This window comes from Paraburkholderia sp., assembly GCF_035948235.1.
Taxonomy (GTDB): Bacteria; Pseudomonadota; Gammaproteobacteria; order Burkholderiales; family Burkholderiaceae; genus Paraburkholderia.
This window is the reverse complement of record NZ_DASZJJ010000011.1, coordinates 33,715-48,460: the sequence shown is the minus strand read 5'-3', so window position 1 is coordinate 48,460 and position 14,746 is coordinate 33,715. Positions and strand designations below refer to the sequence as shown.

At 63.7% G+C, this 14,746-nt stretch carries 15 protein-coding genes and 1 pseudogene; 10 read left to right on the top strand and 6 right to left on the bottom strand.

The window, feature by feature from the left end; translation table 11 throughout:
* The first annotated feature begins 381 nt into the window (after positions 1-381).
* Positions 382-1,914: a methyl-accepting chemotaxis protein gene (locus VG320_RS00890; protein WP_327198301.1), complete on the top strand. Its 1,533-nt coding sequence runs from the start codon at positions 382-384 to the stop codon at positions 1,912-1,914.
* Between the two features lie 83 nt (positions 1,915-1,997).
* Here the strand turns inward: VG320_RS00890 and VG320_RS00885 are convergent, their stop codons facing one another.
* Positions 1,998-2,438, bottom strand: coding sequence for a hypothetical protein (locus VG320_RS00885; protein WP_327198300.1), 441 nt, complete (start codon positions 2,436-2,438; stop codon positions 1,998-2,000).
* Between the two features lie 295 nt (positions 2,439-2,733).
* Between VG320_RS00885 and VG320_RS00880 the strand changes: the two genes are divergently transcribed.
* The 7 genes and pseudogenes from VG320_RS00880 to VG320_RS00850 all read left to right on the top strand — a co-directional run bounded on the left by VG320_RS00880 (position 2,734) and on the right by VG320_RS00850 (position 6,290).
* Positions 2,734-3,060, top strand: a complete 327-nt coding sequence (locus tag VG320_RS00880; RefSeq protein WP_327198299.1) for a hypothetical protein — start codon at positions 2,734-2,736, stop codon at positions 3,058-3,060.
* A gap of 145 nt (positions 3,061-3,205) precedes the next feature.
* Positions 3,206-4,087 carry an alpha/beta hydrolase family protein gene (locus VG320_RS00875; RefSeq protein WP_327198298.1) on the top strand — a complete coding sequence of 294 codons (882 nt, stop codon included), beginning with the start codon at positions 3,206-3,208 and terminating at the stop codon, positions 4,085-4,087.
* A 242-nt stretch (positions 4,088-4,329) separates the two neighbouring features.
* Positions 4,330-4,695: a hypothetical protein gene (locus VG320_RS00870; RefSeq protein WP_327198297.1), complete on the top strand. Its 366-nt coding sequence runs from the start codon at positions 4,330-4,332 to the stop codon at positions 4,693-4,695.
* A gap of 160 nt (positions 4,696-4,855) precedes the next feature.
* Positions 4,856-4,957 (top strand): annotated as a pseudogene (locus tag VG320_RS00865) (type 1 glutamine amidotransferase); the annotation flags it as partial.
* A 142-nt stretch (positions 4,958-5,099) separates the two neighbouring features.
* Entirely contained in the window at positions 5,100-5,408 is a 309-nt protein-coding gene (locus tag VG320_RS00860) for a DUF1488 domain-containing protein (protein ID WP_327198296.1), read from the top strand.
* Between the two features lie 37 nt (positions 5,409-5,445).
* On the top strand, positions 5,446-6,024 hold the full coding sequence (locus VG320_RS00855) for a hypothetical protein (RefSeq protein ID WP_327198295.1): 579 nt from the start codon (positions 5,446-5,448) through the stop codon (positions 6,022-6,024).
* A 101-nt stretch (positions 6,025-6,125) separates the two neighbouring features.
* Entirely contained in the window at positions 6,126-6,290 is a 165-nt protein-coding gene (locus tag VG320_RS00850; RefSeq protein ID WP_027820439.1) for a DUF1328 family protein, read from the top strand.
* A gap of 103 nt (positions 6,291-6,393) precedes the next feature.
* On the opposite strand, the gene VG320_RS00845 is transcribed toward VG320_RS00850, so the two are convergent.
* A complete protein-coding gene (locus tag VG320_RS00845; RefSeq protein WP_327198294.1) occupies positions 6,394-7,188 on the bottom strand; it encodes an SDR family oxidoreductase in 795 nt (264 codons plus the stop codon).
* A gap of 149 nt (positions 7,189-7,337) precedes the next feature.
* On the opposite strand from VG320_RS00845, the gene VG320_RS00840 reads away from it, so the two are divergent.
* Together VG320_RS00840 and VG320_RS00835 are read left to right on the top strand one after the other, a co-directional pair.
* Positions 7,338-8,579: a YbfB/YjiJ family MFS transporter gene (locus VG320_RS00840; RefSeq protein WP_327198293.1), complete on the top strand. Its 1,242-nt coding sequence runs from the start codon at positions 7,338-7,340 to the stop codon at positions 8,577-8,579.
* Between the two features lie 287 nt (positions 8,580-8,866).
* Positions 8,867-10,072 carry an NAD(P)/FAD-dependent oxidoreductase gene (locus tag VG320_RS00835; RefSeq protein WP_327198292.1) on the top strand — a complete coding sequence of 402 codons (1,206 nt, stop codon included), beginning with the start codon at positions 8,867-8,869 and terminating at the stop codon, positions 10,070-10,072.
* A 116-nt stretch (positions 10,073-10,188) separates the two neighbouring features.
* On the opposite strand, the gene VG320_RS00830 is transcribed toward VG320_RS00835, so the two are convergent.
* The 4 genes from VG320_RS00830 to VG320_RS00815 all read right to left on the bottom strand — a co-directional run bounded on the left by VG320_RS00830 (position 10,189) and on the right by VG320_RS00815 (position 14,634).
* Positions 10,189-10,710: an Rrf2 family transcriptional regulator gene (locus VG320_RS00830; RefSeq protein WP_327198291.1), complete on the bottom strand. Its 522-nt coding sequence runs from the start codon at positions 10,708-10,710 to the stop codon at positions 10,189-10,191.
* A gap of 90 nt (positions 10,711-10,800) precedes the next feature.
* The gene (locus tag VG320_RS00825) at positions 10,801-11,406 is read right to left on the bottom strand and encodes a TetR/AcrR family transcriptional regulator (protein WP_327198290.1); all 606 of its coding nucleotides are present in this window, start codon (positions 11,404-11,406) and stop codon (positions 10,801-10,803) included.
* Between the two features lie 77 nt (positions 11,407-11,483).
* A complete protein-coding gene (locus VG320_RS00820) occupies positions 11,484-13,616 on the bottom strand; it encodes a phosphocholine-specific phospholipase C (protein WP_327198289.1) in 2,133 nt (710 codons plus the stop codon).
* 109 nt (positions 13,617-13,725) lie between these two features.
* Positions 13,726-14,634, bottom strand: coding sequence for a LysR substrate-binding domain-containing protein (locus tag VG320_RS00815; protein ID WP_327198288.1), 909 nt, complete (start codon positions 14,632-14,634; stop codon positions 13,726-13,728).
* Between the last annotated feature and the right edge of the window lie 112 nt (positions 14,635-14,746).

Here is a 14,746-nt window from a genome sequence, read left to right as displayed (position 1 = left end):
GAAGTGATTCTCGGGCCGCCCACGACTTTCGATTCGTCGAATATCGATAACTTCAATTTCTAGTCTGTTTGCAGTAAGACGAAAACGATTTCATTTGGTATGCAGAATAAAAGGCCCGAATCATTCGGGCCTTTTTCTTTCGGAAATCGCTTTCCATTTATTGCGCTTTCTGACGAGGCATTTCGTCAGCTAATTCGTCTGATTAAATCTTTATCGACAACCGTCATTTATCGCCCTTCAGTTTTGCGCGCATATGCCGATAGCATGGCGGGGCAGTGGCCTCCCGCGAGGTCTGCATGATCTCTGCACCGCGCCAGTTCCGCGTATAACCCCCACGCTTTTAGCGCCGACGCCGCGCAAGCCAACTGCAAGGAAATGACGATGAAGTTGACCCTGAAGATTCCGCTCGCCTTTGCGGCGGCGCTCCTGCTGATGTTTGCGGGTGCGTTTTACGGAATCTATTCGCTGAACCAGTCGCTGAATGTGTATGGCACGACGGTGCAGAACAGCGTGGCCAACGAGCGCGCAGTGATGGCGACGCTGCTCGCCTTCAAGGTGCAGGTGCAGGAGTGGAAGGACACGCTTTTGCGCGGCAAGGATCCGGCCATGCTCGACAAGCACTGGTCTGCGTTCGAGGCGCGCGAGCGCGAAGTGGACACGCTCGCGCAGCAACTCAAGTCGAGTCTGCCGGAAGGCGAAAGCCGCGATCTGATCGATCGCTTTGCCAGCGCGCACGCGACGATGGGACAGGGCTATCGCACGGGACTCGCCGCCTTCAAGGCGGCGGGCTTCGATCCCTCAGCGGGCGATAACGCAGTGGCGGGCGTCGATCGCGCGCCTGCAGCTTTGCTCGACGAAGCCGCGCACAAGATCGCGGCGCAAAGCGCCGACGTGTCCGCACAAGCCGCGGAGCAGGCGCATCGCGCGACGCTGCTCAGCGCGCTGTTGATGGTGGCCGCGCTGGCGGTGTCCATGACGGGCGCATGGTTCTTCAGCCGCACGGTGACGAAGCCGCTTGCGCGCGCGCTCGAATGCACGCAGGCGGTGGCGCAGGGCGATCTCGCTTTCGAGGTGCAGGCGCAGGCGGGCGCGCGCGACGAAACGGCGCTGTTGCTCGATGCGCTCAAGAGCATGCAGTCGAGTCTCGCGGGCGTCGTGAGCCAGGTGCGCAGCCATGCGCAGGGCGTGGCGTCTGCGAGCGACGAAATCGCGGCGGGTAATCTCGGGCTGTCGGCGCGTACGGAAGACCAGGCGGCCTCGCTTGAAGAGACGGCCGCGAGCATGGAAGAACTCACGGCCACGGTGCGCCAGAACGCGCAGAACGCGAAGCAGGCCGCGCAACTGGCCGGCGACGCGGCAGGCACGGCCGCGCGCGGCAAGGACCTGATGAGTGAAGTCGTGGAGACGATGCGCGGTATCGCGTCGAGTTCGGGCGAGATCGTCGACATCATCGCCGTGATCGACAGCATTGCGTTTCAGACCAATATCCTCGCGCTGAACGCGGCGGTGGAGGCGGCGCGCGCGGGTGAAGAGGGACGCGGCTTTGCCGTGGTGGCCTCGGAAGTGCGCACGCTCGCGCAGCGCAGTGGCGCGGCGGCGAAGGAGATCAAGGCGCTGATCGAGGCGTCGGCGCAACGTATCGACGCCGGATCGGCGCTTGTGAACGATGCGGGCAACGTGATCGGCGAAATGGTGGACGCGGTGCAACGCGTGACGGTGATCGTCGATGAAATCTCTACCGCTTCGCAGGAGCAGAGCACCGGCATCGAACAGGTGAACGTCGCCGTCACGCAAATGGACGAAGTCACGCAGCACAATGCGGCGCTGGTCGAGGAAGCCTCGGCCGCGGCCCATGCGCTCGCGGAACAGGCCGCTGAGTTGCGCGAGGCGGTGGGCGTGTTCAGGCTCGCCTGATTATCGCGAGCGAGCGCGGATAAAAAAACGGCACGGATAAAACCGTGCCGTTTGTCTTTCGAGCTCGGGGGCATCCCCGACGCTCAATCCCAGTGGTGGCGCTTGCCGTGGTGATGCTTGCCGTGATAGCCGCGCGAGTAGTCGTCGGCGTAGGAGTTCGAGCGCGAGATATTGCCGCCCAGCGCCGAACCCGCGCCGCCACCCAGGGCCGCGCCGATCAGGCCGCCGCTGCGCCCGCCCATCGCATTGCCAGCCGCTGCGCCCGCGCCGCCGCCCAGCGCGCCGCCGACGATGGCGCCCGTGCGCTCGCGGCGGTTCGACGTGACCGCGCCGCCTGCGCCGCCGCCAACCGCACCCCCGATCACCGCACCCGTGCTGCCGCCCACCGCGCCGCCCAGCGCTGCGCCGGCCACACCGCCGAGCGCGCCGCCCAGCGCGTTGTTCATGTCGCCGGCCATGGCGGGCAACGAAACCGCTGCGGCCAGCGCCGCAATCGCAACCATCGGGAGGAATTTCTTCGACATGGTGGAACCCATTTCATTTTTAAGATGGAGCGGAGTATAGCGGGCAATCTGAAAGGCTTCTGTAACACCAGCAGAAGTAGGGGGTAAGAGCTGTAACAAAATGATCCCAAACCTTCGGCATTGCGCGAGAGAGCATTACCCAAACTGAGACAGTCTCCCTAGACGCTGTGAATCGGCTCCTGGAGCACTGGCCGACCCCATTTCTTACATCCTCCAGGAAAATTCCTACGTGTGCTAACCTGTATATATATACAGTACTCGGCGCGCCGAATGAACCGGAAAGCAGGACGCAATCATGGGACGGGATCATCGTCATTTCCCGCCGCTCACGGCGGCGGAACTCGCCGACATTTACGACCGGCGCCCGCTGCCGGTCGTGCTGCGGCTGCTTTGGGAGATCCACCGGCTGCGCTCGACGATCCGGCGCGCCAACCAGATTCGCCTGATGATCGGTACGCGGGTGGGATCGGCGAATACGCCGGCGGGCATCTGGGAGCGTTTCGAGCAGGATCTGGACGCCGAGCCGTGCCTGACCGATCCGCTTACGCCGCGTCAGAAAGGCTTGCTGCACGAGGGCGAACCGCAAGGGCGTCTGAAGCGGCGACGGCGTAATGGGGACTAAACGCAGGAGCGAATCCGCTGGCTGAAGGCGCGGGCAATGTGAAGGAAGCCGTAGGGTTCGTAGAAATTTGGTTGTAAGTGGCCCTTGTTAGAGTCATCGCAGGCGTCGTGCCTTCCGTGGCAGTTAAAACAAGAGCGACTAACTCATGCTGACAGCCCGCGCGTTCCAGCCCTTCAAGTTACTCGCGTTCATCCTGGCGCCGCTTTTCGCGCTTTTGCTGGCCGCGCCCGCCTGGGCCTTCCAGACGCGTATCGTGTCGATCCCGAGCGCCGCCATGCATCGCTCGTTCGACGCCACCGTCGTGCTTCCCGACGACTACAAGCGCAGCAGCGGCGCGGTTCGCTATCCGGTGATCTACGTGCTGCATGGCTCGGGCGGCAGCTACGCCGACTGGACCTCGAACACGCAAATCGGCAAGCTGGCGGACCGCTACCATGTGATGCTCGTGATGCCCGACGGCGGCCACGAAAGCTGGTACATCGACAGTCCGTTCGATACGGCAAGCCGCTACGAAACTTATGTGGGCACGGAAGTCGTGTCGTATATCGACGCCCACTTCCGCACGCTTGCCACGCGCCAGACGCGGGCAATCACGGGGCTGAGCATGGGCGGCTTCGGCGCGCTGCGCATCGCGCTCGATCATCCGGAGGCCTTCGGCGCTGCTGGCAGCATCAGCGGCGCTGTCGACCCGCGCAACTGCGAGGACGAACCCGGCATCGACCGCATATTCGGCAATCCCGCGCGCCATGCCGATTTCTGGACGCGCAACGCCATTGTGGAAGGCGCGGATACCTTCGAGCGCGCACAGATCGCCCTGACCATCGATTGCGGCGTGAGCGACTCTTTTGTGCAATCGAATCGGACCCTGCACGAAAAGCTCATCGCGCTGGGCGTGCCGCACGATTATGCGGAGCGGCCCGGCGGCCATACGTGGTCGTATTGGTCGAATTCGATCCGCTATCAGGTGCTGTTCTTCGCCACTTCATTCCAGCGCAACGGCTGGCACCCGGCGACGCATCAGGCGTGATCGCTACGCTCCGGTCATGTTTCGCATGACTGATTAATATCTCCGAAATGCTTGTTCAGGCCCGCGCAATGCGGGCCGTTTTTCTTGCTGGCTCCCCTTCGCATACCGTTCCTGGCCCGTCTGGCTGACACGTCTGTGGCACATCGATTGCGCTTTCAGTGGCGTACGCGCGGCACGCCATGAGGCGCTGCCGTATGTCGACAAACGGATCTGCACACGGATCGTTACGAAGGAGAGCAATCATGAACTCGACCATCAAGGCAGTTACTGTGAGTATCGCGATGGCGCTGTCGGGCGCCGCTTTCGCCGCGGGCGCGGCCGGTGGTAGCGCCGGTGCGGGCAGCGGCGGCGGCATGGGCGGCAGCAACGGCGTAGGCGCTGGCGGTGGCAATACGCAGGGCGCGGCAGGCGTGGTGCCGGACAGCAATAGCAACAGCAACAGCAACAGCAACAGCAAGAGCATGAACGGCTATGGCAACAGCGGCTATGGTTCGCCGGGCACGACGGGCGTGGGTGGTGGCCAGGGTGCCGGAACGGGCGCTACGCCCAATGGCCATGGCGCAACGTCGACGATGCCGGGTTCCACTTCGCCCAGTTCCTCGCAATAAGCCATGCGCCAATCGAGGCGGACGCGGCGCAGTCCTTTAACGGGCGTTGCGCCGCGCCTTTCGGACTCAGGCATCGCACTTGCGCAAGGAGCGGAACATGCCTCGACGCGCGCAGGCGGTTGAGTGAATACCGCCCAAACGCACCGAATGGAGCTCAGCAATGACGAGTGAACTGAAACACTGCACCGTGGCCATCCTCGCCGTGGACGGCTTTGAGGAATCCGAGCTTACCGAGCCGCAACGCGCGCTGACCGAAGCGGGCGATGACGAGCTGGCCCTCGTGCGCGACGGCAATTTCGTATCGAGCCGCAAGCCGGACGATCTGCCCGCGTTCAACGCGGAACTGATCGCCTGCCTGAAGGCCGCCGCCTGAACCATGACGCGTAATCGATAAGGATACCGATATGAATATCCACTACCGGAACGAGCCGCCGCTATTCGACGGCGCGAATCTGCAAATGCACTTCGTCGCCGAGGTGGACGGCGAGCCGCTCGATTGCGCCATTACGGCGGAGGCGCTGGAGGATCACTTCGGTGCGCCGTCGGCGCTCGAAGAGCCGTTGCGCGAGGCATTCGAGCGCGGCCAGAGCCGCATCCACACGGTCTGCACGCGCGCCATCGAGCAGGGCGGCGCTCCGGTGGTGCTGCATAGCGGACGCTTTCGCGCACCTGATTTGCCCGATCTGCCCGGCGACACCGACGCGCTGCAGTGAGCCTGAGCGATTCGAACCGGGCATCGAGGAGGTCAACATGTCTCTGATCGTAGCGAGCCGTTTCACGACGTTCAACGACGCCGAAGCGGCCATGGACCAACTGCACACCAACGGATTCGTCGATGAGGACGTGTCGCTGTTCTACGTCAACCCGGGCGGCCAGCACGCGCGCTTTCCGGTCGGCGGCGACCGCTTTACCGATCCGCAATCGCGTTGGGCTTCGCTTGGCGCAGGAGCGGGGGCGGCGGCGGGCGCCTTTGTGGGCGTGATTCTCGCCATCGTTCTCTCGCTCCTCTTTTTACGTTCGCTGCTCGTGCTGGCGGTTGCCGCTGGCGTGGGCGCCTACGTGGGCACGCTCGCCGGCGCGTTGTGGCAGACACGCGGCGGCGGTCGCGGCCGGCGGCCCGATATTGGCCACGATCCCGATGGCACGCCTGCCGTGCGCGAATCAGGTGTGCTGGTGGCCGTGCATGTGAGCGCGGCAACGCAGCAACAGGCCGCGCACGTATTGGGCGCGGCGGGCGGCAAGGAAATCGAGCGCGCCAACGGGCGCTGGCAGGACGGCCACTGGTCCGACTTCGATCCGACCCATACGGTTGAGCCGCTGCAACGCTGAATGATGGACCAGGCGAACTGGAAAACACGCTGTTTTTACCTGCCGCGCAAGCGCGCGGCATCTGACCTTAACCCGGAGTGACCCGGAGACTGGAGGACATCATGCTTCAATACGCAGTCATTTTCTTCATCATCGCTATCATCGCCGCTGTGTTTGGTTTCGGTGGCATCGCAGCGGGCGCGGCATCGATTGCCAAGATCCTGTTCTTCATTTTCCTCGTGGTGTTTCTCGTCACGTTGTTGCTGGGCGTTGTGCGCCGAGGTTGAAGCGCCTGATTCGCTTGACCAGTCTCACGACGAAAAAACGGCCCGCGCTGCCATGCGCGGGCCGTTTTTTTTGATTGACCGTAATCAGGATTGCGAACGTTTTTCAGGCGATCGTGTCCACCACGCCGCCATCCACGCGCAACGCCGCGCCCGTGGTCGCCGAAGCCTGGGTGGAGCACGCATACACCACCATATTCGCCACTTCCTCGACGCTTGCCGCGCGCTGGATGATGGACGACGAGCGGTGCTCGCGCACGAAGGCCGCCGCCACTTCCTCGGCGCTTTTGCCGGTTTTCGCGACTTCGTCCTTGAGCATCGCCTCTACGCCGTCTGAAAGCGTCGGCCCGGGCAGCACGGAATTCACCGTCACCCCCGTGCCGGCCAGACGCTTGGCGAGGCCGCGCGCCACCGCGAGTTGTGCGGTTTTGGTCATGCCGTAGTGAATCATGTCGGCCGGAATATTGAGGCCCGATTCCGACGAAATGAACACGATGCGCCCCCAACCCTGTTTTGCCATCGCATCGGCATAAGCGCGCGAAAGCCGCACACCCGACATCACATTGGTTTCGAAAAAGCGCAGCCACTCGCTGTCGGGGATCTCGAAGAAGTCCTGCTGCTTGAACACGCCGAGATTGTTCACGAGGATGTCCACCTTCGGGAACGCCTTCACGAGCGCGGCGCAGCCCGCCTCGTTCGACAGGTCGCCGACGAAACCCTGCACCTGCGCGCCCGGCACGCTTGCGCGCACGGTGGCTTCGGCGTCGCGCACATTGGCTTCGTGGCGGCTGCTCACGATCACGCTTGCGCCCGTGCCGGCAAGCCCTCTGGCGATGGCCAGACCGATGCCCGCGGCCGACCCGGTGACGAGCGCGAGTTTTCCTGACAAGTCGATTTTCATGCTGGCTCCAGTCTCATGAAGAACGGGCAGTGTACTGCGCGCCCGGTAACGCTGCGCTCAATGCTGCTTTCATGCTTGCTTTTTATTGCGTTCGATATAGAATGCGTTCGTATTGTATCAAGTGATACATAAACTTGAGGAAAGCAAACATGTCCGCGACTCCTTCCACTTTGGGCGTTCGGGTGCCGGACCGGCTCGACGCGCATGCGCTGTTCGCGACGCTTGCCGGCCTGTGCGGCAGCTTTGTCGCCATCGGGCTGGCGCGTTTTGCCTACACGCCACTGATTCCGCCGCTGATCCAGGCGCACTGGTTCACGGCTTCGCAGGCCGTCACGCTAGGCGCCGCCAATTTCGCGGGCTATCTGCTTGGTGCGCTGCTAGGGCGGCCGATTGCGCATGCACTGGGTAACCGTCTTGCGCTGCGCGGCCTGATGGCGACGGCCACGCTGGCGTTTTTCGCCTGCGCGTTTCCGTTGTCTGTCGCGTGGTTTTTCGCGTGGCGGTTGGCTTCGGGCGTGGCGGGCGGCGCGATCATGGTGCTCGTGGCCACCTCGATCCTGCCGCACGTACCTCCCGCGCGGCGCGGCTTCGTAAGCGGGATGATCTTTCTGGGCCTCGGGCTGGGCATTGCCGCATCGGGCACTGCGATTCCCTGGTTGCTGCACCACGGCCTGCGCGCGACATGGATGGGTCTGGGCGTGATTGCGCTGCTGCTCACGGCGATCAGCTGGTTCGGCTGGCCGCGCAGCGATGCGCCGGCGGCGTCGCCCGCGCATGCAAACGCGCCGCATGGCCAGCATCACGCGGCGTTCCACGCGACGGGTGCGCTGCGCGTGCACTATGCGCAATATGCCGCCAACGCGCTCGGGCTCGTGCCGGTGATGGTGCTGCTGGTGGATTATGTGGCGCGCGGGCTTGGACAGGGTGCGGCGAACGGCGCGCATATCTGGGTGCTGTACGGCATTGCGGCGATTGCAGGGCCGATCGTGTGCGGGCAGGTGGCCGACCGCATCGGCTTTCGTCTGACATGGCGCTTTGCGCTGCTGGGGCAAGCGGTGGCCGTCGCTTTACTGGCGCTGTCCAGCCATACGTTTGCGATCTTCACGGCAACGGTGATACTGGGCGCTTTCACACCCGGCATCGTGCCGCTGGCGCTTGGCCGTATCCACGAACTGATCCCGCACGATCATCTGCAGCAGCGTGCCGCGTGGAGCCGTGCGACCACGGCGTTTGCGCTGTTCCAGGCGCTGGGCGGCTACGGTTACTCGTATCTGTTTTCACACACGCACGAAAATTACGCGCTGATCTTTACTTGCGGCGCGGTCGCACTGACGTTGGCATTCGTTATAGATCTGCTCATGAGCCGACGCTCCGGAGCCAACGCAAGGTAATTCGCAGCGCAAACTAAATGATGGAAAACGCCCGCGTGTCGCAAGCACGCGGGCGTTTTTATTTCCACTGGCGCACGCATGCTGAATCGATTGATCCGACGAATGATGCTGGTGGTCCTTATCGATCATCGCTATTCCGGTCAACAGTGTGTTTCACAAAGTCGCATTGTGCGGCATAACTACGACTCATAGAATCGTAGTTATGCGTTGCGACGATGCGATGCGTTTTTCCAGATGCTGTAGTTCGACAGGGTTCGGACTCACGCAACTAACTTCAGGAGTGGACCATGTCGAAGCGAATTCTGATTGTCGGAGCCGGTTTTGCCGGTATGTGGAGCGCGCTGAGCGCAGCGCGTCTGATCGACGAGGCCGGCCGTGCCGATGTCGAAATCGCGTTGATCGCGCCGGACCCGCATCTGCACGTGCGCCCCCGTCTGTACGAGGAAGGCCCGGCGAACATGAAGGCGCCGCTCACGGAAATCTTCAACGCAGTGGGCGTGAAATTCGTGCAGGGCACCGTCGAACAGATTCACACCAATCGCCACGAAGTCACGGGTCTGGATGCGCAAGGCCGCGCGTTCACGATGGCTTATGACCGTCTGGTGCTGGCCACGGGCAGCAAGCTGTTCCGCCCCGCGATTGCCGGTCTTGCCGAACACGCCTTCAGTGTCGACCAGGTGGACGAAGCCGCAGCGCTCGAAACGCACATCCGCAATCTGGCGCAGCGGCCCGATACGCCTGCGCGCAACACCATCGTGGTGGCGGGCGGCGGCTTCACCGGTATCGAAACGGCCGCCGAAATGCCGGCGCGTCTGCGCGCCGCGCTGGGCGAAGATACGCCGGTACGCGTAGTAGTGGTGGAGCGCAACGAAGCGATCGGCCCCGATCTCGGCGCGGGCCCGCGCCCTGTGATCGAAACGGCTCTGCGCGATCTGGGCGTGACCTGGCATCTGGGCCACGGCGTGTCGGCCATCGACGCCGACGGCGTGACGACCGCCGACGGCACGCGTATCGAATCGAACACCGTGATCTGGACGGCGGGCGTGCGGGCCAGCGCGCTGACCGCGCAGATTCCCGCGCAACGCGACGCGGCCGGCCGTCTCTACGTGGATAGCAATCTCGCCGTTGAAGGCGTGCCCGGTGTGTACGCAACCGGCGACGTCGCCAGCGCGGCCACCGACGACGAAGGCAACCGCACGCTGATGTCGTGCCAGCACGCGATGAATCTGGGCCGCTCGGCGGGGCACAATGCGGCCGCCGATCTGCTCGGTCTGGAAACGCTTGCCTACAGCCAGCCGAAATACGTGACCTGTCTCGATCTGGGGCCGTGGGGCGCGGTCTACACGGAAGGCTGGGAGCGCGAAGTGAAGCTGAGCGGCCAGGAAGCGAAGCAGCTCAAGCAACGCATCAACACCGAATGGATCTATCCGCCGCGCGCGGATCGCGACGAGGTGCTGGCGGCTGCCGATCCGCGTCGAATCGTGGTGGCTTGAGATCGTTCACGCAGATTGACGCTGGTGCGGCCATTCAGGCCGCAACGTAAAAACAGGCTCTTTTCAGAGCCTGTTTTTTTGCGCCGGCGTTTTATGTCGGCAATTCAAGGCTGTTCTCAAGCTCGATCGCTGCGCCGGTTCGCGGCGCGTTCGTTGAACCATTGCACCACATGCTTGCCGTGGTTTGCTGGCGCCTTGGAATGCGCGCGCATGGCGAGATCGGCGAGCGTGTGCTTTTTCAGCTCCTCGCGCATGCTGCGTTCGGCGGCTTGCATGACCGCATGAATCGAGCAGGTGCCGCGCGTAGCCCAGGCGGGCGCGGTGTCGTCGAACAGCGCGCATTGCGCGCGGATTTCGCGGCAATCGAATAAGGCTTTTTCGCCGTCGATCGCTTCGACGACATCGTGCACCGTAATCGCCTGCGGCGCGCGCGCGAGCGTGAAGCCGCCGCGAATGCCCTCGGTGGCCGAAACGAGACCGGCCTTGGCCAGACGCGTGAAAAGCTTGGCGGCGTAATCGACGGAGACGCCCTGCATCTCGGCCAGATCGCGCACGCTCGCTTCGCGCACGCCTTCGGGATCGGCCAGATAGAGCAGGCAGTGCAAACCGTACTCGACGCCGGTGCTGATGTAAGACATGGCTATACCACGACTGATTGAATCGGAGTTATAAGCGTATCACGGCTCGGCGGCTCGTGCAGGCTTAAGGACATACGGCGAAAAAAGGTCTCAATGCGCGGTCTGGCCCGGCAACAGTCCGAGCAGCGTGAGCGCAGGCGCGACCGCGCCCGTGAGCCACTCGCGTTCGGGATGAATGCGGGCGATCACGCGCAGGCCCATCAGCACCGCGAGCAGATGTTGGGCCGCTTCCGGCGCGCTGACTGTTCTGGCGATTTCTCCGCTGCGCTGGCCGGCTTCGACGCAGCGCAAGAAAAAGTCGCGGATCTGCGTGATTTCCGCGGCGATGGCGTCGCGTAGCTCGTTGTCGTCGGGAGCGGCTTCCAGGCCGGAATTCACCATCAGGCAGCCGCGTTTGTCCGGATCGTCGAGCGAGCGCTGCACGGTCTCGGCGAAAAAGCCGGCGATGGCGGTGCCCGGCGTGGCAGCGGCTTCGTGTCGCACGATCCGCTCGCGCAGCGAATGCTCCAGATAGTGATCGAGCACGCGCAGAAATAGCGCGCGCTTGTCGCCGAATGCGTTGTAGAGGCTGGGCTGCGTGAGCCCGGTGGCTTTCACGAGATCGCGTGTCGAGGTGGCTTCGTAGCCGCGCGCCCAGAATGCGCCGCAGGCGGCGTCCAGTACGCGGGTTTCGTCGAATTCGCGGGGGCGGCCCATGGCGGCTCCATCGGGTTGAAGACGCTCTATTTTAAATCAATCGATATAAAATGTCCCGAGAGCCACAGAGGTCCGGTTCAGGTGTTCCCCATTTCCGGGTCGCTGATGCTGTCGCGCCCGGTTTCCAGTCGGCCCGCGAAGCGGCGCGTGACGCCGTTTTCCGCGCTTAGCGTGAAGTCGTACCAGCCGCCCGATGGGCCCAGCGGCCAGCTTTGCTCGGCGCGGCCGTTGGCGGGTACGGCGGCGCTCCAGGGCGCATCGGTGCGATAGGCGTTCGGCTTGACGCTGCATGCGGCGGGTTCGCGCCCGCTGTTCTCGATCGTGAGCGTCAGGACGTTGTTCGCCGGGTCGTAACGCAGTCGCGCTTCCGGATTCGCGCCGTGGCGCGCGGCGGCCACGTCGCCGGTAAAGCCGCGATGAAAGCCGTGGGGGCCCAGTACCCAGAGATCGTAGCGGTTGGCGTCGGCCGTCCATGCGTCGCTCAACTGCTTGCCTGATTCGACGGTATAGCGGCGCGGCACGCGCTCCAGGTGCAGCCGGTCATAGACGTGAAAGACCGCGCCGGCGCTGCCTTCGTTGACGAAGGCGAGACGAATTTCGCGCCGCGCGCTCACACTCGCGTGCACATGCAACTGATACGGCAGTGCGCGCGAAGGCCGCGCGAGCCGCGCCTGGCGCGGCAGCGCCTGATCGGCCACGGTGGGTGGCGGGACTGGCTTGAGCTTGCTTTGCTGCGCGTTGAGCGCGTCGGCGGCGGCCTTGTTCGGCGTGGGAAGCGATGTCGTGGTCTTTTCGTTAGGCGTGCTGAAATTAAACGCAGAGGTCATATCGCCGAATACCGCGCGCCGCCACGCGCTGATATTGAGCTCTTCCACGCCAAAGCGCCGTTCGAGAAAGCGCAGCACGGAAGTGTGGTCGAAGGTCTGCGAGTTGACGAAGCCGCCCGTGCTCCACGGCGAAATCACGAACATCGGCACGCGCGGGCCGGGGCCATAAGGCAGCCCGTCCGGCGTGAGCGGCTTTTCGTCGCCGGGCGGGTTGGGCACCGTGAAGTATTCGTGTTTCGTGCTGACCGTGGATTTGCCCGCAAAGCCGCCGTCGCCGTTGGGCGAGGGTGCATCGGGCGGCGGGACGTGATCGAAGAAGCAGTCGTTTTCGTCGTAGTTCAGGAACAGCACAGTCTTGCTCCAGATTTCGGGCCGTGCCGTGAGCGCGTCGAGCACCTGCTGGATGTACCACGCGCCCTGGTTTGGCGTGGAAACGGCCGGATGCTCGCAATAGGCCTGCGGCGAGACGATCCAGCTTACCTGGGGCATGCGGTCGGCGGCGATGTCGTCCTTGAGCGCCTGCAGAAAGCCGCCATCGGGCATGGTATTGCCGATGCCTTTGTAGAGCGGCGCGGCTGATTCGATTTCGGGCGTCCACGGTGCATTGGGCGCGCCGCTGATCGATTCGTGGACCTTGCGAAAGCTCGCGAAACCGCAGAGCGGATTGTCGTTGTAATTGTCGGGCTGGTTTTCGTAGACCTTCCAGCTCACGCCGGCTTTTTGCAGGCGCTCGACATAGGTGGTCCATTGCAGCCCTTTCTCCGAGGGGCCGAGCCAGTCCCAGCCGTTGTTGTTCACCACGGCATGCGGTGCGAACCCGTCGCCGCCGGGGCCGTTCGTGCCAGTCCACAGGAACAGGCGGTTCGTATTGGTGCCGCCATGCAGCGAGCAATGGTACGCATCGCAGATCGTGAAGGCATTGGCGAGCGCGAAGTGAAACGGCAGATCTTCGGCGTCCAGATAGCCCATCGAGGTATCGCCTTTGGACTTTGGCCATTGCGTCATGCGGCCATGATCCCAGGCGCTGTGCGCATCGAGCCATTCATGTGCGCCGCCCGCGAGCAGTGCATTGCCCCGCGTTTTGTCGAGGTGAAACGGCAGCACGCTGCGGGTGCCGTCGCTCTGTTGCCAGACGCTCGCGCCCTGCGGCTGCGGGATCGTGATGCGGTCGCCAAAGCCGCGCACACCCGGCAGCGTGCCGAAATAATGATCGAACGAGCGGTTCTCCTGCATGAAGATCACAACATGCTGGACGTCCTGAATCGTGCCGGTGACGTTATTCGCGGGAATCGCGAGCGCGCGTCGAATGGCCGGAGGAAAGAGGCCAAGCGTGGCGCCCGCGGCGGCGGCGCGCAGAAAATGACGGCGGTCCTTCGAGGTCATGGTGCCAGCTCGTTGCAGGTCGTTACGGGGCGTGGTGGAGCTATCGTACCCGGAACGCGTGCTGGCGGCTTTTATCAAGCCGATGCCCTACGCAAGAAGCTATGTCGTTCTACGAAGCATCTGCATAAGCGTCAACGGCCTCGATTGGCGTCGCATCGAGCACGCCCATGAAGGCTTCGATCAGGCGTGCGTTAGTGCGGCTCTTGAGGTGGTAGAGATATTCGTGCATGACCGGGCCATCCGGTTCGATCGGCACGCTTGCCAGCGCCGCGCCTCGCGGCACTTCGCCCGAAGGCATCAGTGAGCAGCCCAGGCCCTGGCGGATCGCCTCGCAGATGGCTTCGCGGCTGCCGATTTCGATCAGCGCGGCGGGCGTGACGCCACGTCGCTTGAGCGCGGCCTCGGTGGCGTCGCGCGTGCGCGAGCCTGGCTCGCGCAGCAGCAGCGTTTCATGGGAGAGCACGTTCAGATCGGTGCTGCGCCGTTGCGCAAGGGCGTGCGACGGATCGACCACCAGCACGAGCGAATCGCTCGCGATGCGGTGGCGCGCGAGCGTGGGGTCATCGACGCGATTCGAGGACACGGCAACATCGACGCGATATTCGACCAGTGCGTCCAGCACTTCCTTCGAATTGCCCACCTCGATGCCAATCTGCACGTTCGGATAGCGGCGGCGAAACGCCGCGACGGCCGGCAGAATGTAGTAGGGGCCGGTCGTGCCCAGCCGGAAACTGCCCGCGTCCAGCGTGCGGCCGTCGCGCAGTGCGCAATCGATCGCGAGTTCGCTTTCCATCATCCGGTCGATGAGCGGCATGAGCGCCGCGCCCGTCTGCGTGAGTTCGACGCGGCTGCCGCGCCGATGGAACAGTTCGACGCCATAGTGCTTTTCGAGCTGCTGGATACGCGCGGTAACCGTGGGCTGGCTGATCGAGAGATGCCGTGCGGCGGCGGTGATGCTGCCATGCCGGACGGTTTCGTAGAAGGCGGCGACGAGCGGCGCGAGTTGCGGGGCGAGCATAGGGGACGAGGGACGGGGATGAGGGGCGGGGCTTTGAAGGCGGGGCGAGAACGCGGAACTGAATGGCAAATAGGCTCGACTCTACCGTGCGTGCGCGACAGTTTCATTAAGG